Raw genomic sequence first — 22,532 nt, 5'->3', positions numbered from 1 at the left:
TGATGCAGGGCTTTTTCGTTGATTAGGCAAGGATGCACTACTCTAGAGAGAGTCAATCGCCAATAATGGAGGGCTCCATGCCTAAGCCCGGGCTCCAATTTCCTATCGGAATCGAAGTGGCGTTACTGTCAACGATTCCATTGATTTATCAAGTATTGCGTAACAGCCCAGCGGTATTAACGCCAGTCCTGAAAAGTACCTTTGGGTTGAACGCCACTTACATGGGCCTCGTCGCCAGTGCGGTGCCTTTGGGGGCGATTTTTTCTGCTTTGTTTGCTGCGCGCTGGGTCGATCGTTATGGCGCGCGCCCAGTGATTCTCGTTAATGCGCTGATGGTAGTGATTGGTGCGATTGGCTTTGCGTTAGCGCAAGACGCTTGGCAGCTCTTCTTTGCTCGACTTTTGATTGGGTTAGGTTCGGGCGCGTTTCTTGGCGCCGCCATGGTTTGGGTGGGTTATCATCGTTCCATTGAGGAGTTTCGAGTTTATTGGGCTGAAGTGAGCGCTATTGGTCGTCTGGGCACATTAGGGGCGACTGCACCGCTGGCGATGTTAATTGCATTATTGGGCTGGCGAGAGGCGTTACTCGCGCTCTCTATTGTGGCGGCGTGTGTCGGGATCGTGCTGTTTTTTAGTTTATCCAATACCAAAGAGCCAGGAGAAAGTACCGCAAAGAAACCACCAGTGAAGTGGCGCTCGGTTTTTACCGCATTTCTCTGTACTCGCCTGTGGACCTTAATGGTGTTACTCGGCTCTATCACGACGGTGGTTGGCTTGTGGGGCGGGCCGTGGCTCATTAGTGCTTATCAGCTTTCAGAAAATCAAGTCAGCTGGTTACTTTCACTGATGGCGATGGGGTTTGTGGTTGGCTCTGGTGGCTGTGTAGCGTTAGAGCGATTTCTGCACGGGTGGACCATGAGTGTGCTGTTACTCGCCTCTGCGGCGATATTTTTACTGATGGGGCTGGGTTTGATGTCGGCCGTCGGAGCGGGGGCGTGGTTATTCGTGTTGGGGTTTTGTTTGGCGCCAAGCACTTTAGTCATTGCCGAAGTGCGCCAAATGACCGATAAAGCCGTACTCTCTGAAGCGCTTTTTGCCAGTACCATTGCGTTTTCATTAGGGGTGTTTGTGTACCAAGCGCTGTCGGGTTTTATTATCGATAGCTTTGCTTTAACCAAAACGGGGCATCATCCGGTCGAGTCATACCAAGCGCTGTATTATATTGCCGCCATATTATTGGTATTCACCACGGTTTTAAACAATATCTACCGTCCCAAAGTCATTGAAACTGATGCAAAGGAATGAAAACAGGGGTGAAGTGCTTAAAATCTCAGCAAACGCGCGTGGTTGGTGGTTTTTTGCTTGCGTGATGTATCGGCATGCGTATAATGCCAACCATCAAGAGGTTAATGCCTTAAGATGCCGGTGTGGTGAAATTGGTATACACGACGGATTCAAAATCCGTTTCCTTCGGGAGTGGCGGTTCAAGTCCGCCCACCGGTACCAAATTTAAACAATAAAGCCTCGACGAAAGTCGGGGCTTTATTGTATTCAGATAAAGCAAATTAACTTGCTCATCCTCTTATAAATACCCGCCACTTTCATTGACTCATTATGAATAAAAGCCTGATTGAAAGGTTGCCTCTGTCGGGCGCTTTTGTTGCTTTGAAATAAGCAATATTCTGCATCGATTGATATCACTTAATTGTTGTACTGAGTCCATTCACATTCAGTTTCCATAACGCTGTTACTTTTTCATTTAATCGATTATCGTAGTTTGCCTAATATTTAACCCATTAAGTTCGAAGGAAAAGCAGTGAAGATCAAAAGAAAGCGAGGTTTTACCTTAATTGAACTTGTCGTGGTGATTGTCGTGCTTGGGATCTTAGCGGTGATCGCAGCGCCTCGATTCATTAATATTTCAGACGATGCTCGAGTGGCGGCTTTGCAATCAATGCAGGGGTCAGTCAACGAGGTGTTAAGAAACGTTGATATGCTTAGTCAGATTGATGAAAAAGTAATTTATGAAACCAATGGAAAAGGTAAGTTAGTGCCTTTTGTGATTTACTCTGATGATACTCATTTTGAGCTAAACCCCAGCAAAGGTGACAAGATGTCAGTTTCTGAAGTTTGTCGCTCAATCGGTTTGATAGACAAGGCTCAAACGCAAAAAGACGCTTATTCAGCAGATAAAAAATATCGATGCAAGATGGAAAATAGTGACAACTTGTCAATTATTGATAATCAAAACTCTAATTTTTGCGTCAAGTTTAAGGGCAACGGCACCAGCGAAATTTACACCGATGGTAAAGGCTGTTAAGTGGATTACGTTGGTAAGAGGTGATCGCTGAATTAATCAGTACGCATCACGCTGTTTATCCTCTTTTTAATTGAAAGCTGCAGACTTTTCGTTACGAGAACAGAGGCTTTGCTCGTTTGCCACCTACCGCAATGGCATGTTGTTGAGGATCTCTATGGTTTAAGTGACAACCACCAGCTTACCGGAAGCGGTGTTTGTTTCCATGATGCGATGCGCTTGGTGTAGCTCTTCAAAAGAGAAGACTTGCTCAATGTTAGGGCGGTAGGCCCCTGATTCTATTTTTTGAACAATTTGCTGCATCACGGGCGTGGCATAGTTTTTTTCTAAGGTTTCTGAACTGTAAAGTGATAATCGTACTGTCGAAGGCATCCAGGGGAAAAACTCATATTCCCAAGTGTTGCCGAGAAAGCCTACCATACCAACAACACCTTTATCGCGGCAGCATTGTAAACTGTCAGTAATGGTTGCAGGTAACCCAACAAGCTCTACCACGCCATCAACACCGCTACCTGTTTTGCTTTTAACTATGTCACTGATATTACCCTGATCAAGAATGATCTCATCAGCGCCTGCTTGTTTCAGTTTTGCGGATTTAGACTCACTACGAGTGGTGGCAAGAACATGTAACCCGTGATCTTTAGCAATATTAATTGCCGCTAATCCGACCGAGCTTGAACCACCTCGAATTAGGACTTTCTGACCATGAGAGATGTCAATAGTTTCATGAAGTACGCCCCAAGCGGTGAGGTAGCTTTCGGGAAGAGCGGCTAATATTTCCCATGGTAAATTGGTGCTAATAGGGTAAACGTGGCTTCTGGGTAATAGCGCTTTTTCAGCGTAGCCACCGTCGTGTTTTCGACCCATCTCACCCATTGCCGCAACGACCTTTTGTCCCTTAATTAGGTCAGTTCCTCCCCCATCGAGTACGACACCAACACATTCAATGCCGAGTATGCGAGGTAAAGTCACCGCGTCGCCACTGTGGCCTTGGCGAGTGTAAAGTTCACTGCGATTAAGGCCAAACCCTTTGATCTCAATTAGAATCCAATTCTTTTTTGGTGTTGGGTCAGGTAACGTTGTAAGCTGCAATTCGTCAACGTCGCCGGGTTTATGCATGACATACGCTCTCATCGTAACTCCCGCTTATCTTCATCTTATAAAAGTGTATACCTAATTTGATACTCAAGAGGCATGGTATGAAAAACAGATATTGGTTAACCGTCGGTGTGATGTCGGTATTAGGTATGATGGGATGTCAAAGCTCGGCGTCAAAGGTCGAAAAGTCGCTCCCTTCGGTTGCTGCGATGGATAATAGTCAGAATTCGTTAGATTGGAATGGCACCTATTTGGGGACATTCCCATGCGCTGATTGTGAGGGGATTGAAATGAGCCTAACGCTTTTACCTGAAGGGCGCTATCAGTTGACACAAACGTATTTAGGCGAGGCATTAAAGCCCTTGGTTTCTCAAGGCGCATTTGTTTGGAATGACGCGGGTAATACGATAACTCTCGAAAATGAGCCGCAACCTAATCAGTATTTTGTTGGCGAAAACCGGCTGATCAAACTCGACAGGTTTGGTCAAAAACCAACTGGCGAATTGGCACCTTTCTATCATCTAATAAAACAATAATATCCATTTGAATCCAGCATCTTGAGGTCACTTGGGTATAGATATCAATTACTCGAATAAAATTAAAGGCATTGCCGATGAACAAAAAAGACATTAGTGAATTGCTGCTGTTGGCAGCATTGTGGGGCGGCTCCTTTATTTTGATTCGTTATGCGGTACCAGATTTTGGCCCCTTTGCCTTAATCTTGATTCGGGTCGGATTTGCCGCGCTCTTTTTAACGCCACTATTGTTGCTGCGCCGCCAGTGGGCCGTGTTTTGGCGTCACCGTTTTCACGCTTGCGTGGTTGGACTCTTTAGTTCAGCGTTTCCTTTCTTATTATTTGCCTATGCCATGATGAGTGTGTCGGGCAGTTTTGCTTCTATTGTCAATGCGGGAACCCCAATATGGGGCGCGATTATCGCCTACCTTTGGCTTGGGGAAGCGATGGACAAACAGCGAGTACAGGGGCTGGCGATTGGTGTCGTTGGCGTTGTTGTATTGGTGTGGGGCAAGTTGGACTTTAGTGCCAGTGGGCTTGGTTGGCCCGTGCTAGCGGTGCTGGGCGCCACGGTCTTTTACGGCATATCGGCCAGCTACACTAAGCGTTTTTTGACCGGAGTGCCGCCATTGGTGACGGCCACGGGAAGTCAAATTGGCGCGACACTGGCACTGTTGCCTTTGGGCATTCTCTTTTGGCCTGACTCGATGCCCTCGCAATCGGCGTGGTCAGCGGCGCTCATTTTGGGGGTGCTCTGCACCGGGTTTGCTTACATTCTCTTCTTTCGTCTCATTCGAAATATTGGCCCTGCTAATGCGATTGCGGTGACGTTCCTTATTCCGCTGTTTGCTGCGCTGTGGGGCGTTTTGTTTCTCAATGAAGCCATCACATTGCGCATGGCAGTTGGTGGCGCAATCATCTTTTTAGGTACCGCAATGGCAACAGGGGTATTACGCAAAGCACATTGACGTTAACGCTAATAGTTTCTTCACCTTATCGTCTGCTGTTCTCTGAGCAGATTGTTAATGCTTTAGCGCGCTTTTGTGCGCCTTGCCAAGGTTTGGTCATTTAGCCCAAGATATGTCAGCAGGTTTACTACGCTTAAAGACATGTTCTGCGGTGTCTCGATTAAGATAATCTCAACGCTGTGAGGTAGGGCATGAGTATTGTACCAACCGCATCAACGATGAAATCTTCTCAAGTTTGTTTGCGTTTGGTGTTGGACAAAGTTAACTGGAAAGGAGCCCAGCATGTCTCGCCAGCATCTTATTTGGACTTTGCCTGTCTTGGCACTAGCTATGGCAGGATGCCAAGCCACTTCAGGCAAAGATAAACCGGCCACCGGAAAAATTACCGCAGTTGAACGCACCGAAAAGGTGAATAAAGAGACGGGGGAAATCACCGTTTCGACCTCAAGCTATGAAGAAGAGGCGGAACGTAGTGTGGCCGATAAAGGCGCCGAGTCTTTGCTCACTGCGCAAAAATACGCTCCGGTCGGCGCGCCATTTTCTTACTTCTCGGTGGGCGATGAAGATAAAATCGTGACGTCGATTTACAATCAAAATGGTAAATCGGGATCGGACATTTGGATTTTTTCACGCGGTAAGTCGCGTTTGACGAAAACCAATTATCACAACAACACACCGCGCTTTTCTACGGATGGCAAATATGTCTATTTTGCGTCGGCGCGGATCAGTAAATCCTCTTTTGGTAGTTATGATCAAAACTCTTATCTGTGGCGTATGCCTGCAACCGGGGGCGGTGGGATCACTCGAATCGGTACGCCGGTATTTTCTTATTTAGAACCTGTAGAGTCACCCGATGGCACTAAGCTGCTCTATTCCGCGCGTGAGTATTCTGAAAACTCTCCGTTTATTTGGTACGCCACCAAAACCGGCAGCTTGCCGACCCAATTAACCCAAGGGCAGGGGGCTGTGTGGGCCTCGAATGACACCGTGGTTTTTAGCACCCAAGATGAGAATACTAGCCTTCACACCATTTGGAGTTCAAAGCTCGATGGCTCTGAGTTGACGCAAATTATCGCCGATACCGAGCTGCATTGCATTCAACCTTCAGTCAGTCCAGATGGTCGCTATATTGCTTATGTTAAACAGAAAAAAGCAGAGAAAGGCGATAGCTATCGTGCACTAGGTGCATCGAGAGACGTTTATATTTATGACAGAGAGACAGGGCTGTCGCAGCAAATTACCACCAATACCTCTCGTGACGATTTGCCTCAATGGTCTAAAGACAGCCAGGCCGTATTTTTCCGTTCAACACGGGGTGTGGCATGGAATATTTGGAAAGTCTCCACCGCTAAGCTTTAACCTCTTTTTTTACAAATTAACGCCCTTGTTCAAATATGAACAGGGGCTTTTTGCTTGTTGGAGCTCGCATTTCCACGGTGACTTTGTTTGGTTGTCGCCTATATCCAAACAACTTCAAGTGGGATGGTCTTGGCGTCACTGAGTATCAGCGCTGCGCGTTTTTAGTGCGCGCGCAGTGTATCAAAATGGAGCATGCGTCTTACCAATGCACCAATTTGTATCATCCTCGAGATTGAACTGTCACACCACACATTCTCATTTGATTTTAATTGCTTATTTTTCATTGTGTTAGTTCAAATTCTCACATTTGAGCAATTTGGCACTCTTCTTGAATTGCTGCATTAGTAACAGGGAATTACTGCATAACAATTCACAACAACGGAGAGTTCATATGAACAAGATGTTCAAATTATCGCTAGCGGGCTTGGTTACATCACTGTCATTTTCGGCATTGGCCGAAGAGACGATTAAGGTCGGGGTACTGCACTCGTTGTCGGGCACGATGGCTATCAGTGAAACAACGCTGAAAGACACCGTGCTGATGCTGATTGAAGAGCAAAATAAAAAAGGTGGCTTACTGGGTAAAAAGCTTGAACCTGTGGTCGTTGACCCGGCTTCAAATTGGCCATTGTTTGCAGAAAAAGCGCGTGAGCTGATTGAAAAAGAGCAGGTGGATGTTGTGTTTGGCGGCTGGACCTCGGTTTCTCGTAAATCGATGCTGCCAGTTTTTGAAGAGCTTAACAGCATTTTGTTTTATCCCGTTCAATACGAGGGTGAGGAGTCATCGAAAAACGTCTTTTACACCGGCGCTGCGCCAAACCAACAAGCGATCCCGGCAGTGGATTACTTGATGGAAGAGCTTGAGGTAGAGCGCTGGGTTCTTGCGGGTACTGATTATGTTTACCCACGCACCACGAATAAAATTCTTGAGGCATACCTGAAAAGCAAAGGCGTTGCCGCAAAAGACATCATGATCAATTACACCCCATTTGGTCATTCTGATTGGCAATCGATTGTTTCGGATATTAAAAAGTTTGGTTCAGCGGGTAAGAAAACCGCCGTGGTATCGACCATTAATGGCGATGCCAACGTGCCATTTTACAAGGAGCTTGGCGCGCAAGGCATGTCTGCTGAAGATATTCCGGTGATCGCATTTTCGGTCGGTGAAGAAGAACTCTCTGGTATGGACACTGAGCCGTTGGTGGGACACTTAGCCGCGTGGAACTACTTCATGAGTGTTGACACTGAAGCCAACCAGGAGTTTGTCGAAACTTGGCAGGACTTTATTCAAAGTGAAGAGCGTGTCACCAATGATCCGATGGAAGCGCATTATGTCGGCTTCAATATGTGGGTGCAAGCGGTGACAAATGCGGGTACTACCGATGCAGAAGCCGTGCAAGATGCTTTAATTGGCGTGTCAGTTCCTAACCTCTCGGGTGGCTTTTCTACCATGCTGCCAAACCACCACATCACCAAACCTGTGCTGATCGGTGAAATTCAAGATGACGGTCAATTCGATATCGTTTGGGAAACGACGGGCCTTGTGGCGGGCGATGCGTGGTCTGCGTATTTGCCTGAGTCAGCGAAGCTGTTTTCAAGTTGGTCAAAGCCATTTTCATGTGGCGCGTTTAACGTTGAAACCAACACGTGCTCTGGAAGTAAGTAACCCATAATAAAGCGCCCCGCAGACAGAATCCCAAACACCGTAACATGGTTTGGTGATAGCAGCAGTTTGGCGGCCAGCTTTGCATAAGCTTTCTCTTTGTTTTTTATGACAGGAGATACTGTGATGCGGGGCGCGACCTATACGACGGGTATAGTCGCAAGGATGTGATCTCATGAAGCGAATAGTGACCTTATTTATCGCCATGCTCAGTGTCAGCATGGCGCAATGGGCTGTGGCGAGTGTTAATGATGCCGCAAGTTTTGATGCGGCGCTGATGGGTAAAAATAAAACCGTCAAGATGGCCGCAATAGAGTGGCTGGTAAGCTCTCAGCCAACCGAGGTGTCAGAGCGTATTTTAACCGCGTGGCTCGATGGAGCGCTTTACTATGTACGCGCCCGCAATAGCGACCATTATGGGGCGTTAGTTTGGCTACAAGGCGGAAAATCCGCCACCCAAGGTGAGCTCATGTGGCAGCAAACGCCGCTGAACATCAGCTCAAGTAAGATGGTGAAAAAGGTATCGGTCAATAACCGCTTACGGCGAGCAATTCGCCAACAATTGGCGGTACTGAATTTGACTCACTCAGAAATAGCAACACGATTGACTGCCGTAAATGATCTTCTTGGCAACGACAAGCCTGCGGTACTTGCATCACTAAGCGCGCAATATCAGCAAGAAACCAACGAAGAAGTGAAGGCCTTAATTGCGCTGGCACTGAATGTTGAGCGAGCGCTCAATCGTGATATTTCTGCGGCAACGCGACTTAACGCAATTGATGCACTCGGCGAGCAAAAACACACGGTTGTGCTGAAAACCTTAAATCAAATTTTGGCGCAAGAAGAAACAACGGCCATTACCAAAGCGGCTGAGCAGGCACTAGGGCATTATCAGCAAAGTCAGCGTTTTTACTCTGGCATTGAAACCGCCTTTTTTGGTTTGAGTTTGGGATCTGTGCTCGTGCTTGCGGGGATCGGCCTTGCGATCACTTTTGGCGTTATGGGCGTCATCAATATGGCGCATGGTGAACTTATCATGATTGGTGCGTACACCACTTATGTGCTGCAACTTTTATTACCTAACCACATTGGATTGGCGCTTATTTTGGCAATACCGGCGGCATTTTTGGTCTCCTGCGCCGTCGGGGTATTGATTGAGCGTAGCGTGATAAAACACCTTTACGGACGACCCTTAGAAACCTTACTGGCAACGTTTGGCATTAGCTTAATTTTACAACAAGCGGTGCGTTCAATTTTCTCTCCTCTAAATCGCTCGGTGTCAACGCCGGATTGGATGGCGGGCGCTTGGGATCTGCATCCCATGCTGTCACTGACCTACAACCGCCTCTACATCATTGTATTTTGCGCTTTGGTCTTTGCTGCATTACTGCTGGTGCTCAAGAAAACGTCACTGGGATTACAAGTTCGCGCGGTCTCGCAAAACCGTGCGATGGCGCGGGCGATGGGGGTGCGATCTGAGCGTGTCGATGCGATGACATTCGGACTTGGCGCAGGCGTTGCCGGTGTGGCGGGCGTGGCGCTGTCTCAGCTGACGAATGTCGGCCCGAACATGGGGCAAGCTTACATCATTGATTCGTTTATGGTGGTGGTGTTTGGCGGTGTCGGAAACCTATGGGGCACGCTGGTTGCGGGGTTGAGTTTGGGCATTTTCAATAAGGTGCTTGAACCATGGGCTGGCGCAGTATTGGCCAAAATTCTCGTGCTGGTTTTTATCATATTGTTTATTCAAAAAAGGCCAAGAGGACTGTTTCCTCAACGTGGTCGCGCAGCAGAAAGTTGAGGAGTGGTTATGTCGTCAAAATCGATAGTGTTATCGGCGATGCAAGGCGATAGAGGGGGGCAGTTAACACTGCTGGTGTTATTGGCTGCGGTGATTTTGGTGCCACTGGCCAATATGGCATTACCGGCAAGCCACCCGCTGCACATAGAGACATTTACCATCTCGTTGATGGGGAAATACTTAAGTTACGCCATGCTCGCGTTGGCGCTGGACTTAGTGTGGGGGTATTTGGGCATTTTGAGTCTTGGACACGGCGCATTTTTTGCCCTTGGTGGTTACGCCATGGGCATGTATTTGATGCGTCAAATTGGCGATAGGGGGGTCTATGGCGACCCAATATTGCCCGATTTTATGGTGTTTCTTGATTGGCAGGCTTTACCGTGGTTTTGGCACGGTTTTGACAGTTTTGTTTTCGCTTGCCTAATGGTGGTTCTGGTACCGGGCGCACTGGCCTATCTATTTGGTTATCTTGCGTTCCGCTCACGAGTGTCTGGCGTTTATTTGTCAATTATGACCCAAGCGCTGACCTACGCATTAATGCTCGCGTTTTTCCGTAACGAGATGGGGTTTGGCGGTAATAACGGCCTGACCGATTTCAAAGATATCTTAGGGTTTAGCCTGCAAAGTGATGGCACTAAGGTTGCACTGTTTGTCGCCACCGTAATTGCGCTGATGATGAGTTACTGGATTTGTCGCATGGTGGTGGCCAGTCGTTTGGGCCGTGTCGCCCTTGCCATTCGCGACAGTGAGTCACGCACTCGGTTTATGGGATACGACGTTGATACGATTAAGTTGGCCGTGTTTGTGCTTTCGGCGGTGATTGCGGGTGTAGCCGGCGCGCTTTATGTGCCTCAAGTTGGGATTATTAACCCCGGCGAATTCACACCGATTAACTCAATTGAAGTGGTGGTGTGGGTGGCTCTGGGTGGCCGCGCCACGCTATTTGGTGCCATTGTCGGCGCGTTGTTGGTCAACTACGCCAAGAGCTGGTTTACCGTGGAGTTTCCAGAAGTGTGGTTATTTGCGTTGGGCGGCTTATTTGTTCTCTCGACGCTTTATTTTCCACGGGGCGTGAGTGGTTTTGTTCACGAGGCGTTGAGCCGCTATCGCGCGCGCGCTTCAAGAAATGGCAATCGTTCCGATAAGCGCGAGCCTCATCAAAGCACCCTCGATAACACGTCAGAATCTGCGCATACACCCAAGGAGGCGACAATATGAGCACGCAATCAGGTTTAAGCCAGTCTTTTCAGTCTTGGGCTCGGCGTGACCAAGTGTTTGATTTTCTCAAACCAGAGGTGCACCCCAATATCGATATGCGCCACAACATGCTGCTTTATTTAGAAGGGGTGAATAAAAATTTTGACGGTTTTCAAGCAATCACCGATTTGAACTTGTACATCAAGGAGGGGGAATTGCGCTGCATTATCGGGCCCAATGGCGCAGGTAAAACCACCATGATGGACATCATTACCGGAAAAACCAAACCTGACAGTGGTTCGGTATGGCTCGGCGCTTCGCTTAATTTACTCAACCTCAACGAAGCGCAAATTGCCAACGCTGGAGTGGGACGAAAGTTTCAAAAACCGACTGTGATCGAATGTTTAACCGTATGGCAAAACCTTGAATTGGCGATGGCTGGCACACGCGGCGTTTGGTGTACGTTCACCGCCACAATGAGTGGCGAGCAGCGTGACAAATTGCGCTCTGTATTAGAGCTAATTCATCTGCATACCCACGCCAGTGAGCTGGCGGGAAATCTATCTCATGGACAAAAGCAGTGGCTTGAAATCGGTATGCTGCTGATGCAAAACCCCAAGCTTTTGCTGATTGATGAGCCGGTTGCCGGCATGACCCATCAAGAGATGGATCGCACCTCTGAGCTTTTGAATTCATTGGCGGGTAAGCACTCGGTGGTTGTGGTGGAACACGACATGGATTTTGTGCGTTCGATTGCCAGCCATGTCACGGTGTTGCATCAAGGGCACGTGCTTGCAGAAGGCACTATGGATGAGGTGCAAGCCAATCCGCAGGTGAAACAGGTCTATTTGGGAGAGTAGTATGCTGAGTGTTCAGGGGTTGAATCAATATTATGGCGAAAGCCATACCTTGTGGGATCTTAATCTTGAGATCCCGCAGGGGAAATGCACGGTTCTGATGGGGCGCAACGGCGTCGGTAAGACCACGTTACTGCAGTGCATTATGGGGCTGATTAAAGTGGAAAGTGGCGATATTCGTCTTAACGACACTTCGTTGCTGGCGTTGGATGCGGAGGAGCGCTCTCGGCATGGCATTGGTTATGTACCTCAAGGCCGACAAATTTTTCCGCTGCTAAGCGTCGAAGAAAATCTGCAAATTGGCCTGCCTATTCGAGCTAAGGGCGATCGCGACATTCCCGCGTTTATTTTTGATATTTTTCCCGTATTGGATGAAATGCGTCACCGCCGCGGCGGAGATCTCTCAGGAGGCCAGCAGCAGCAATTGGCAATTGCTCGAGCCTTGGTGATTAATCCAAGCCTACTGATTTTAGATGAACCTACCGAGGGGATTCAGCCCAATATCGTACAAGAGATCGGCGATATCATTCGCATGCTCAATCAAAAGCTTGGGTTAACGGTTTTGCTGGTGGAGCAAAAGCTGCCATTTGCTCGCAAAGTGGGTGATGCATTTTGCATTTTGGATCGTGGTAAAGACGTTGCAAGTGGTGCAATGGACACGCTCGATGACCATTTGATCAAGGAGTACCTCACCGTATGAGTGCATTGGTTAGCGCACTATTAACGCACGAAGGGGGATTAGGCCACGCGATTGCCAGCGATGTCCGCGAGGGATGGCAGGCGAATTTGGCGCTGAGTTTTCGCGACCGTGGTGATAAAACCGTGCTCAAATCCCGTCATCAGTCGGGGCCACTGGCCATTCAAAGGCCACTTTATCCTGATGGTCGCACTTGCCATACCTACCTATTGCACCCGCCAGGCGGTGTTGTGGGTGGGGATACGCTAACGATTGAGGTCACCGCACAAGAAAATGCGAACGTATTGATCACCACACCCGGTGCAACAAAGTTTTATCGTTCTGAGCAAAAGTATGCTCACCAAACTCAAACCTTGACCGTTAAAGCAGGCGCGCAGTTGGCGTTTTTGCCTCAAGAAAATATCTTTTTTCCCAGCGCTCACGCGCGGCTTGATACTCAAATTCATTTAGAAACGGGCGCACAATTTTGGGGCTGGGAGATGCACTGTTTTGGGCGGCCCGCACTAAAAGAGGGCTTTTTCAGTGGTCAACTGATTGGAAAAACACAAATTTTTATTGATGGCAAACCTGTGTTGGTCGAAGGCATTAACTTTAATGGAGGCGATAACCCTCTGATTAAAAAGGGCTTACTCGAGTATTCACTCAGTGGCAGTTTTTATTTTACGCCGAAAGAGGGCCAATCGCTTTTGTTGGTACAGGGTTTGCTCAAAGAGATATATCAGCAAGTGATTGATAAAAAACAGGCTTCTCAACAATCACCTGAGATGATTATGGCGGTAACTCAGTTAGATGAGCTGATGGTGGTGCGCGCACTGGCGCATTGGAGTGAAGATCTTCTTCTTGCTTTTGGCCTGCTTTGGCAAGCACTTGCCAGTGACGATAATGGTACCAAACCCGAATGGCCACGGATCTGGCTAACGTAACCAGCAGCGTAATGCTGTGATGAGAAAAAACAATGGAATTGACCCCAAGAGAAAAAGATAAGTTATTGATTTTTTGCGCAGGGATGTTGGCGCAGCAGCGCAAAGATAAAGGCTTAAAACTCAATTACCCAGAATCAATTGCTCTGATCAGTAGCGCGATTTTAGAAGGTGCACGTGCTGGGAAAACGGTCTCAGAGCTGATGGATTATGGTCGCACCTTACTCACGATTGATGATGTGATGGAGGGCGTTGCGTCAATGATCCCCGATGTGCAAGTCGAGGCGACCTTTCCTGATGGCACTAAGTTAGTCACAGTGCACGAGCCTATTGTCTAGTTCAAGGAAGCGTTTAACTCAAGGAGTGAGACACAAAATGGCCAATTCAAAAGCGAATCAAGCTCATTGGGCGCCCGGGCAAATAGAAACTGCCGCGGGCGATATTGCGCTCAATGTGGGGCGCGACACCTGCCAAGTCAGCGTGAAAAATGTGGGTGATCGTCCGGTTCAAATCGGCTCGCATTACCATTTTTACGAAGTGAATCCGTCATTGCATTTTGAGCGCGAAAAAGCACGAGGCTTTCGTCTCAATATTCCAGCAGGCACTGCGACCCGTTTTGAGCCGGGACAATCGCGGACCGTTGAGCTGGTGCGTTACGCAGGAAAGCAGGAAGTGTATGGCTTTCGTGGCGAGGTTATGGGCAAGGTATTTGAGTCGTAAACCGACAAAGAAATAGATTAAAAGGATTTAATAATGGCGACCATTTCTAGACAGGCATACGCTGAAATGTTTGGCCCCACGGTGGGGGATCGGATGCGACTGGCGGATACCGAATTGTGGCTTGAGGTTGAGCACGATTACACCGTTTACGGCGATGAAGTGAAATTTGGTGGTGGCAAAGTCATTCGCGATGGTATGGGGCAAAGTCAATGCTCCGGCGCGCAAACACCAGACTTGGTCATTACTAACGCTGTCATTTTAGATTATTGGGGCGTTGTAAAAGGTGACGTCGCAATCAAGGAAGGTCGCATTCAAGCGATTGGTAAAGCGGGCAACCCCGATGTTCAGCCTGGCGTTGATATCATCATTGGCCCTGGTACGGAAGTGCTCGCCGGTGAAGGGGCGATTTTGACCGCAGGAGGAATCGATTCCCATATCCATTTTATTTGCCCACAGCAAGTTGAAGAGGCATTGGCTTCTGGCGTGACGACCATGATTGGTGGAGGCACTGGGCCAAATACCGGAACTAACGCTACCACATGTACACCCGGGCCGTGGAATCTGCATCGCATGCTCGAAGCTCTCGATGAATTGCCGATGAATTTTGGTCTATTAGGCAAGGGGAACGCGAGCCAGCCCGATGCATTACGTGAGCAGGTCGCCGCTGGAGCGGTGGGGTTGAAACTTCATGAAGATTGGGGCACCACTCCAGCATCGATTGATACTTGTTTGCAAGTGGCGGATGAAATGGACGTGCAGGTCGCCATCCATACCGACACCTTAAATGAGTCCGGTTTTGTTGAGTCCACGCTTGAAGCGATTGGCGATCGCGTGATCCACACTTACCACACCGAAGGCGCAGGCGGTGGTCACGCACCGGACATTATTCGTGCAGCAGGTGTGGCGAACGTGCTGCCTTCATCGACCAATCCGACACGTCCTTACACGATAAATACCGTTGATGAACATCTCGATATGTTGATGGTGTGTCACCATTTATCCCCTTCGATTGCCGAAGATGTCGCGTTTGCTGAATCGCGTATTCGTCGTGAAACCATTGCGGCCGAGGATATTTTGCACGATCTCGGTGCGTTTTCGATGATTGCCTCTGACTCACAAGCCATGGGGCGCGTGGGTGAGGTGATCACACGCACTTGGCAAACCGCGCACAAAATGAAGGTCCAGCGTGGCCCACTGGCAGAAGACAGTGAGCGCAGTGATAATTTTCGTCTGCGCCGTTATATCGCCAAATACACGATAAACCCTGCCATTACACACGGTATGGCTCATGAAATTGGGTCGATAGAAGTGGGTAAATTGGCTGACTTGGTTTTGTGGAAACCGGCCTTTTTTGGTGTGAAACCCAGTGTGGTCTTAAAAGGAGGCATGATTGCAATGGCGCCGATGGGCGATCCAAATGCTTCGATTCCAACGCCTCAGCCAGTGCATTACCGACCGATGTTTGGCAGTTATGGCCGTGCGTGTCAGCGCACCTCGATGCTGTTTATTTCTCAAAAAGCCAAAGCCGACAAACTCGATGAACAACTACAGCTAAAAAGTTTGATTGGTGTCGTGCGAGATTGTCGCAACATATCTAAGGCCGATATGAAGCTCAATGATTGGATGCCAACCATTGAGGTTGATTCGCAAACTTACCAAGTGAGCGCCGATGGTATGGTGCTTTCTTGTGAGCCAGCAAAAGAGCTGCCTATGGCGCAGCGCTATTTTCTTTTTTAACGCGCGCCGCGCATTGTATCTAGGATGTTGAGTCATGATTGAACTAACGGAACACAATCATAAACGAAGCGAGTCACCAGATGGTTATCTCAGCCTGCCAATAGAGAGTCGCATTAAGAGCCGCTTAAAAGTACAGCTTGATGATGGGCGAGACGCGGGGCTGTTTTTGACGCGCGGCATCACGTTGCGAGGCGGCGAGCAGTTGCAAAGTCGTTGTGGTCTCGTGATTGAAATCAAGGCCGCGCCCGAACAAGTCTCAACCATCTATTGTGACGACCCATGGCTATTGACTCGCGTTGCTTACCATTTGGGGAACCGTCACGTGCCATTGCAGGTCGCTCAAGGTTGGGTCCGTTATCAGCACGATCATGTGTTGGATGACATGGTGACAGGTCTTGGTGCCAAGGTCACCGCTGAGCTGGCGCCTTTTGAGCCCGAAGCCGGCGCTTATGGTGGTCGCTCAGGTGGCCATCATCACCACTAATCACTTGGTGCGATGTTCACACCAATAAAATATGCCCAAACTACGTCAAGTTGTTTGGGTATAACAAAAGTTGCAAGGAGTAAGCAATGACAACAAAAAAACGCAGTTTGGCTTCACTTATTGTGGGTGCATGCGCACTCGCACCATCGCTAGCCATGGCTCATCCAGGCCATGATACCCATTCGTGGATGGCAGGAGCACTGCATTCATTAACCGGCACCGACCATTTGATTGCCTTGGTCTCATTTGGTTTAGTTCTGGCCGCTGTCGCGACGCGGTTTTCTCATAAATTAATTATTGCCGCGTTTGGGCTGCTGGCGCTGCTGTCTGGGCTAATTAGCGGCCAGCATTTTGGGGCCATCTCGCTGGTCGAGCCCATGATTATCGGCTCACTTGTGGTTGCAAGCCTTTGTTTGTGGGTTATTGCGCTGCCTAACCGTGTCACCTCGTTAAAAAAAGGGTGGCAGAGCAAGATGGCAGATATTGCTTTGGTTGGGGCTCCGACGTTTTTACTCTTTTTCCATGGCTACGCGCACGGCGTTGAAGCGTCTGGATCTGTCACGCAGTTTGGCTTTGGCATGATGGTAACCGCAGCGCTATTAATGGCCTCTGGTGCAACCCTTTTTACATTTGCTCGCACGCTCTGGTGGGCATGGGGGATTTCAGCGTTGAGTTCGCTGGCTTTATTGGCATAGCTGTCATGTTTGCCCTAAACCATCTCATAGGAGCAAGTGGTGACACAAAAATCCCAAATGACGAAACCTAAGCTCGCAAAGCCAAGCGCAAACAGCGTAAACCTCACCGACAGCTTAAGTGGTGAGGGCGCTGGAAGTCAGGTGTCGATATATCGGTTATTTCAACTGATCAGCCCTTCATTGCCCATTGGTGGATTTACCTATTCACAAGGGGTGGAGTATGCCGTTGAAGCGCAGTGGATAACCAATCGAACCGAGCTTGAAGAGTGGTTGGTGTATGTACTGGGGAGCAGTGTGGCAACCTTGGAGTTGCCCATTTTAGAGCGTTTTTACTGGGCATTGGAGAATCGCCCACTGAGTGAGCTCAGTCGTGAAGAGTTGGAATATTGGAGCGATTATCTTTACGCAAGCCGAGAAACCAGTGAATTGCGCGCAGAAGAGCGTCAGCGAGGGTTAGCGCTGAATACTTTGTTAAAGCAATTGGCTATGGATGTGACACCAGTGACCACATTGAATTGTCCACCGAACCAACTCTTAGGTTTCGCACTTGCAGCGCATCATTGGAACATTCCTTTAAGCGAGCTAAAGCAGGGGTATCTTTGGAGTTGGTTAGAAAACATGGTCACTGCTGGCGTGAAGTTAATTCCTCTTGGGCAGACCGATGGTCAGCTTGCACTGTTGAAAGTCAGTGAGCATTTTCCTCAGTTTATTGAGCGCGCTAGCCTGGTCGAAGATTGGATGGTGGGCAGTTTCTCGCCTTCTGTGGCTCTGGCCAGTGCATTACACGAAACGCAATACACGCGCTTATTTCGCTCTTGATTGCATGATTAAAAATAACGTTTGGCATATATGGCTGATACGTCAAGTAAGAATAAAAGGAATGACACATGGAAGACTATAAACAGCCACTACGTATTGGTATTGGCGGTCCTGTCGGTTCAGGAAAAACCGCCCTACTTGAGGTGTTGTGTAAGTCCATTCGTGACAAGCTCAATATCGCGGTGGTGACGAATGATATTTACACTCAAGAAGACGCCAAAATACTGACTCGAGCTGAAGCCTTAGAACCGGATAGAATTATTGGTGTTGAGACGGGGGGCTGCCCGCATACGGCAATTCGTGAAGATGCATCAATGAATCTGGCGGCGGTGGAAGAGCTTGCGCAGCGGCATAAAAATCTTGATGTGGTGTTTGTCGAAAGTGGCGGTGATAACTTAAGTGCCACATTCAGTCCCGAATTGGCTGATTTGACAATTTATGTCATTGATGTGGCCGAAGGAGAGAAAATTCCTCGTAAAGGTGGTCCTGGGATCACGCGTTCTGATCTGCTCATCATCAATAAAATCGATCTAGCGCCTTATGTTGGAGCCTCACTTGAGGTGATGGAGCAAGATACGTTACGTATGCGTCCTAACAAACCGTTTGTGTTTACCAACCTAAAACAAGGGCAGGGGCTTGATACCATCATCGATTTTATCGTGACGCAAGGAATGCTGACGTTAAAATCGGCCTGATACAGACAAACAAAAAAGGCGATAACCGAGGTTGTCGCCTTTTTATATTCTAACTTGTTACATCAAGTCGAAAATCATAGCGCTTATTTTAGCCAAGCGATCTCTTTGAATTCGATGTTACTCTTAGTCAGTTTGCTTGGATCCCAAACTTCATCAATGCTCGATACTGAGAATGGCGTGTTAACATCATTCATCGTAGGCTTACCTGAGAAGTTGTTAACGTTGACCGTAACGGTTTGCCATGAGCCATTCAATGTATAGTCACCGGTATTGAATTTAATCCAATGGTTGCCCGCGGTTGATTGGAACCCAACAAAGAATGGGAACTCAGCCATAACACTCTCATCACTAACGACGCCGCGAACCTTAAAGGTCAGTTTTGTGTAACCAGTGAGGTCAATGTTTTGTGATGGGTTGGCAACACCAATGCCCCAGCCCCACTCTTTCGCGCCATCTGGCAGAGTGGCAACCGTCAAAATACCCGTTGCGTTATCCACACCAGCCCACGCAGTAATTGGGGTTTCCCAGCCAAATGCTTGAGCGCCATCAAACAGCGTATCACCGAGAACTTCAAAAGTACCTTCTGGTGGTGGCGCAACCTCAGCCACGTGAGGAGGCGTTAATACCGATTCCATCAATGTTGGTAGATCGCCGCCAAAGCTGGCTGTAAAAGCACCCGTTGGACAGTCGCGAGTCAAGCCAAGCTTGTTTAGCTTAGTAACGCTGTTCCACTCTAGATGCTTGACATTACAGTTGATATCAATCAGACCAAAGTGTTGCTCTGAGTGATTAACATTACTAGTGTCACCTTTCCATGGCTCATCAAAGGCTTGGAAGTAAAACAGTGACGCGCCAAAATCATTTGAGAAGTCACGCATGTTATCGTGGAAGATTTTTTGCTTGTATTCATCCGCCGCTTGAGTACCGCCCGCGCCATAACCGTCTGTTGAGATGGTTGACCAGCCAGTCTCACCAATGTGGATCTGTTTGGTTGGGTCGATATTATTGATGAACGCTTGCGCTACTTGGATTTGTGACACGGTGTAGTCATGCACAATATCCATTGAGTAATCAATTTGTTCTTCTTTTGATAAATGCTGCTGGCTAACCGGAATCTTCCACTCTTCTTTGAACGTTGGACTATGCAGTGTGTCATGGTGCGCGTAAGTATGCAGCGAGACGTAATCGACAGCTTTGATCAACTGTTTAAGGTACGCTTGCTCTTCATAGTTACCATTGCCATCAAGACCTGCCCAAACCGCGTGGTTTTCTGATGTGGTGATCCAAATATCTTTAGTGGTGTCTGCGTTTTTCTTCCAGCTTTGCAGATCGTTAACATGCTCTAGAATCACTTTTGGCGTTACGTGATAGGGCGCCCATTCCACCATGGCTTCGTTACCAACGGCGATAACTTTAATAATGTCAGGGTATGCTAACGCAAGTTCTTTTGCCGCTGCGACTTCATCATAGTTCACAGGGTTATTTTGCGTTGCATCTGGCGTTTTATCACTCCATGAGTTTAACGCGTCAATCCAGATCCCAAGTATGACGTACATTTCAAAAGATGGATCGTCTTGTTTCAACTCACTGATTGCTTGCAGTAGGTTTTGCGCTTCCGTTTTTCCATCGAGGCCTGTGTAACCTTGAGTGTTATAGGTACGAATGACTTTGATGCCCAAAGCAGACAAAATCTTCATATCTTCTTTTTGCTGTTCTACTGAAGGCACTGTCGCACCATCGATGCGCGCATTGGTGCGCCAAGCGCCATAAGAAACCGCTTTATATTCAGGATTGCCCAGTAATACGTCACCATTAGCAGATTTTGGTGCATTAGCTGCTTGTGGCTGAGGAGCCAGTTCCACCGAGGGTGGTGGCGTTGGGCCAACACCAGGATTTGAGGGTTCACCAATAATTTCATCGCCGCATCCAGCAATTGCCATTGCGAAACCAAGCAGTGCTGTGGTCTTTAATTTAAATGATTTCATATAGTTAAATTCTTCATTAAAGTGTGAAATCAATACTTCAAAACTCAGTCCTGTTTTTTTAGGAGGGCGTTTTATGGTGAAGTACGTTGTCTAATTAAGGCTGATTAAAACCAAGAAATCAGAATTCGTATAGCTCTAATGATAAAAGACTTGAATTGGGTCACGAAAATGAAAGCGCTTTCAATAATGACTGTTTCAATATCTCAACAAGGTTTATATCCAAACCACGCCGAGTTGCTTATAGGCTTTAAACGAACAAAGCCTATATACCCAAGTAACCTCAAGATGCATGGTTCAGCGAGAATGACTTGGTTTGTCAGTGAGGCGAGGATTTGAAGATTGAGTGGTTCTCAATCGAAAATCTTCAACAAAGCTGACGAGCCAAGACAGCTCGCCCCTTGGGAGCCAATCATTGAACCGATAGCGATGTTAAACAACTTGAAAATAGACTCTCTATTTCGTTGCATTGTTTGCCTTGCTCTCAGCTCAGAGAGCTGGCTCTGAATCCAGTATCTTGAAGTCACTTGGGTATAAGCACTTCACGAATATAGATGAACGACATAATGGGGTTTGTGAAAGGCAGCCAACACCCATGCAACTTCAAGCAGAACGGATGTAGGTGAAGATAGCGGTAAAGAAAGTCAAGGGAGATAAAGATTTGGCAATACGTTGATGTGACATTTAATTGAAATGCAATTGTTGCTAATATGTTAATTATGGCGTTTTGTATACTCATGTTAAAGCAAGTGAGCGGCTCAGAATCCTGCAGCTTGAAGTCACGTGGGTATATTACGCCTCGAATTTTTAACAATCGCATGGAGGCGAAATTATGTTTCAAATGACACCTTATCTCTTTTTTTCTGGACGTGGTCGAGCGGCATTGGATTTTTATCAAACCTGCTTTGGTGGTGAAATTACCTCTATCCAATATTATCGTGATGCACCGCAGGTGATTCCTGGAGTCGACCCCAATTGGGTAATGCATGCAGAATTTGAAGCATTTGGCCTTAAATTAATGATGAGTGATGGACTGGCACAAAAAGCGCGTCAAGGGAATACGGTTTCATTAGCATTGAGTTTGACAGATCTAGATTTGCAAACTCGTCTATTTGATCGATTAAGCAAAGGCGGCTACGTGATGGTGCCACTCGCCGATACTGCGCTTGGTGCGCGCTTTGGCAAAGTTGAGGATAAATTTGGCATTCGATGGATGTTGCACTGCGAACGAGTACGGTAAGGTGCCGCTGATGTATAACATATATGATGCATTAAAGCGTTGAATGGGGATTTATCCCCTTTCCACTTGAAGCTGCATGGCTTTTCGTTACAGAGTAAGAGGGATCTCTTACAATCTTCGCCACATAGCTTGCCCATACCCAGAGGCCTTGCTTGTTTTCTGCCCACCTGCAACGCCAAGTTGGTTGGGTATATTTATCTTAGAATGCCCAGGAGTGTTGATAATTTGTGCGATCTGTTTATTTGGTGTTCGCTTGAGCGTTATTTTCCAAAAAAAGTAAAAAATACACTTGTCAGCCAAATGATTCTCCCTATAATGCGCCCTCACTGACGGGGCAAGCGCGAGCGGGTTACGTTAGAAAGGAAGAGAGATAAATGATTCGATAAATAATTTGAAATAGTGTTTGACACTGAATTATTTATCGCTAAAATCCTCATCCGCTTTGAAGGGTTAAAATTCAAAGCCAAGCTCTTTAACAATATAAACCTATCAATCTGTGTGGGCACTCGTTGATGATAATCCAATTAGAAACTTCTCTTATATAAAGAGGGGCTTCAAATTGATTTCAATGAACTGAGTGACCAATTCAAGTTGGAAATCAGCCTTGAGCTGTTTTGTTTCACTTTTTTAAAAGTGAAAGCCAATAAGAGCACAGTCAATTCACTATCGAAAGATAGAATCAGTATTCATTGAGTCACAAAAACTTTAAATTGAAGAGTTTGATCATGGCTCAGATTGAACGCTGGCGGCAGGCCTAACACATGCAAGT

General features: G+C 47.5%; 21 protein-coding genes, 1 tRNA gene and 1 rRNA gene. 21 read left to right on the top strand and 2 right to left on the bottom strand.

The window, feature by feature from the left end; translation table 11 throughout:
* Nucleotides 1-77: 77 nt before the first annotated feature.
* The 3 genes from HGP28_RS17780 to HGP28_RS19385 all read left to right on the top strand — a co-directional run bounded on the left by HGP28_RS17780 (nt 78) and on the right by HGP28_RS19385 (nt 2,319).
* Nucleotides 78-1,304, top strand: a complete 1,227-nt coding sequence (locus HGP28_RS17780) for an MFS transporter (protein WP_168837802.1) — start codon at nt 78-80, stop codon at nt 1,302-1,304.
* Nucleotides 1,305-1,420: 116 nt separating this feature from the next.
* Nucleotides 1,421-1,505: transfer RNA gene (locus tag HGP28_RS17775), tRNA-Leu, on the top strand.
* Nucleotides 1,506-1,821: 316 nt separating this feature from the next.
* A complete protein-coding gene (locus HGP28_RS19385) occupies nt 1,822-2,319 on the top strand; it encodes a prepilin-type N-terminal cleavage/methylation domain-containing protein (RefSeq protein ID WP_168837816.1) in 498 nt (165 codons plus the stop codon).
* 159 nt (nt 2,320-2,478) lie between these two features.
* Here HGP28_RS19385 and HGP28_RS17765 read toward each other — a convergent pair whose 3' ends face one another.
* Nucleotides 2,479-3,450, bottom strand: coding sequence for a zinc-binding dehydrogenase (locus tag HGP28_RS17765; protein WP_168837801.1), 972 nt, complete (start codon nt 3,448-3,450; stop codon nt 2,479-2,481).
* A 65-nt stretch (nt 3,451-3,515) separates the two neighbouring features.
* Here HGP28_RS17765 and HGP28_RS17760 point away from each other — a divergent pair, with 65 nt between their 5' ends.
* The 16 genes from HGP28_RS17760 to ureG all read left to right on the top strand — a co-directional run bounded on the left by HGP28_RS17760 (nt 3,516) and on the right by ureG (nt 18,541).
* The gene (locus HGP28_RS17760) at nt 3,516-3,950 is read left to right on the top strand and encodes a copper resistance protein NlpE (protein WP_168837800.1); all 435 of its coding nucleotides are present in this window, start codon (nt 3,516-3,518) and stop codon (nt 3,948-3,950) included.
* A gap of 77 nt (nt 3,951-4,027) precedes the next feature.
* Nucleotides 4,028-4,897 (top strand): DMT family transporter, encoded by an 870-nt coding sequence (locus tag HGP28_RS17755; RefSeq protein WP_246225776.1) that lies wholly within the window; start codon nt 4,028-4,030, stop codon nt 4,895-4,897.
* 282 nt (nt 4,898-5,179) lie between these two features.
* On the top strand, nt 5,180-6,256 hold the full coding sequence (locus HGP28_RS17750; protein WP_168837798.1) for a TolB family protein: 1,077 nt from the start codon (nt 5,180-5,182) through the stop codon (nt 6,254-6,256).
* A gap of 391 nt (nt 6,257-6,647) precedes the next feature.
* Nucleotides 6,648-7,922, top strand: coding sequence for an urea ABC transporter substrate-binding protein (gene urtA, locus HGP28_RS17745; protein WP_168837797.1), 1,275 nt, complete (start codon nt 6,648-6,650; stop codon nt 7,920-7,922).
* 172 nt (nt 7,923-8,094) lie between these two features.
* Nucleotides 8,095-9,720, top strand: a complete 1,626-nt coding sequence (urtB, locus tag HGP28_RS17740; protein WP_168837796.1) for an urea ABC transporter permease subunit UrtB — start codon at nt 8,095-8,097, stop codon at nt 9,718-9,720.
* A 9-nt stretch (nt 9,721-9,729) separates the two neighbouring features.
* A complete protein-coding gene (gene urtC, locus HGP28_RS17735) occupies nt 9,730-10,938 on the top strand; it encodes an urea ABC transporter permease subunit UrtC (RefSeq protein ID WP_168837795.1) in 1,209 nt (402 codons plus the stop codon).
* Nucleotides 10,935-11,777 carry an urea ABC transporter ATP-binding protein UrtD gene (gene urtD, locus HGP28_RS17730; RefSeq protein WP_168837794.1) on the top strand — a complete coding sequence of 281 codons (843 nt, stop codon included), beginning with the start codon at nt 10,935-10,937 and terminating at the stop codon, nt 11,775-11,777. The genes urtC and urtD overlap by 4 nt, the downstream gene beginning before the upstream one ends.
* Nucleotide 11,778: 1 nt before the next feature.
* On the top strand, nt 11,779-12,474 hold the full coding sequence (urtE, locus tag HGP28_RS17725) for an urea ABC transporter ATP-binding subunit UrtE (RefSeq protein WP_168837793.1): 696 nt from the start codon (nt 11,779-11,781) through the stop codon (nt 12,472-12,474).
* Nucleotides 12,471-13,394: an urease accessory protein UreD gene (locus HGP28_RS17720; protein ID WP_168837792.1), complete on the top strand. Its 924-nt coding sequence runs from the start codon at nt 12,471-12,473 to the stop codon at nt 13,392-13,394. Before urtE ends, HGP28_RS17720 begins: the two co-directional genes overlap by 4 nt.
* Nucleotides 13,395-13,426: 32 nt before the next feature.
* Nucleotides 13,427-13,729 carry an urease subunit gamma gene (ureA, locus tag HGP28_RS17715; RefSeq protein ID WP_168837791.1) on the top strand — a complete coding sequence of 101 codons (303 nt, stop codon included), beginning with the start codon at nt 13,427-13,429 and terminating at the stop codon, nt 13,727-13,729.
* Between the two features lie 37 nt (nt 13,730-13,766).
* On the top strand, nt 13,767-14,111 hold the full coding sequence (locus HGP28_RS17710) for an urease subunit beta (protein WP_168837790.1): 345 nt from the start codon (nt 13,767-13,769) through the stop codon (nt 14,109-14,111).
* Between the two features lie 33 nt (nt 14,112-14,144).
* The gene (ureC, locus tag HGP28_RS17705; RefSeq protein WP_168837789.1) at nt 14,145-15,848 is read left to right on the top strand and encodes an urease subunit alpha; all 1,704 of its coding nucleotides are present in this window, start codon (nt 14,145-14,147) and stop codon (nt 15,846-15,848) included.
* Between the two features lie 34 nt (nt 15,849-15,882).
* The gene (ureE, locus tag HGP28_RS17700) at nt 15,883-16,332 is read left to right on the top strand and encodes an urease accessory protein UreE (RefSeq protein WP_168837788.1); all 450 of its coding nucleotides are present in this window, start codon (nt 15,883-15,885) and stop codon (nt 16,330-16,332) included.
* A gap of 86 nt (nt 16,333-16,418) precedes the next feature.
* Nucleotides 16,419-17,027 carry a HupE/UreJ family protein gene (locus tag HGP28_RS17695; RefSeq protein WP_168837787.1) on the top strand — a complete coding sequence of 203 codons (609 nt, stop codon included), beginning with the start codon at nt 16,419-16,421 and terminating at the stop codon, nt 17,025-17,027.
* Between the two features lie 39 nt (nt 17,028-17,066).
* Nucleotides 17,067-17,846, top strand: a complete 780-nt coding sequence (locus tag HGP28_RS17690) for an urease accessory protein UreF (protein WP_343033943.1) — start codon at nt 17,067-17,069, stop codon at nt 17,844-17,846.
* Nucleotides 17,847-17,914: 68 nt separating this feature from the next.
* Nucleotides 17,915-18,541, top strand: coding sequence for an urease accessory protein UreG (gene ureG / locus HGP28_RS17685; protein ID WP_168837786.1), 627 nt, complete (start codon nt 17,915-17,917; stop codon nt 18,539-18,541).
* Between the two features lie 83 nt (nt 18,542-18,624).
* On the opposite strand, the gene HGP28_RS17680 is transcribed toward ureG, so the two are convergent.
* On the bottom strand, nt 18,625-20,526 hold the full coding sequence (locus tag HGP28_RS17680; protein WP_168837785.1) for a glycoside hydrolase family 17 protein: 1,902 nt from the start codon (nt 20,524-20,526) through the stop codon (nt 18,625-18,627).
* An 829-nt stretch (nt 20,527-21,355) separates the two neighbouring features.
* Between HGP28_RS17680 and HGP28_RS17675 the strand changes: the two genes are divergently transcribed.
* Together HGP28_RS17675 and HGP28_RS17670 are read left to right on the top strand one after the other, a co-directional pair.
* On the top strand, nt 21,356-21,763 hold the full coding sequence (locus tag HGP28_RS17675; RefSeq protein WP_168837784.1) for a VOC family protein: 408 nt from the start codon (nt 21,356-21,358) through the stop codon (nt 21,761-21,763).
* 707 nt (nt 21,764-22,470) lie between these two features.
* Nucleotides 22,471-22,532, top strand: a 16S ribosomal RNA gene (locus tag HGP28_RS17670); the annotation flags it as partial.

Origin of the sequence: Vibrio agarilyticus, from assembly GCF_012641465.1 — a bacterium.
GTDB classification, from domain to species: Bacteria; Pseudomonadota; Gammaproteobacteria; order Enterobacterales; family Vibrionaceae; genus Vibrio; species Vibrio agarilyticus.
Note: the sequence above shows the minus strand (reverse complement) of the source record. Positions and strands in the feature narration are given on the sequence as shown.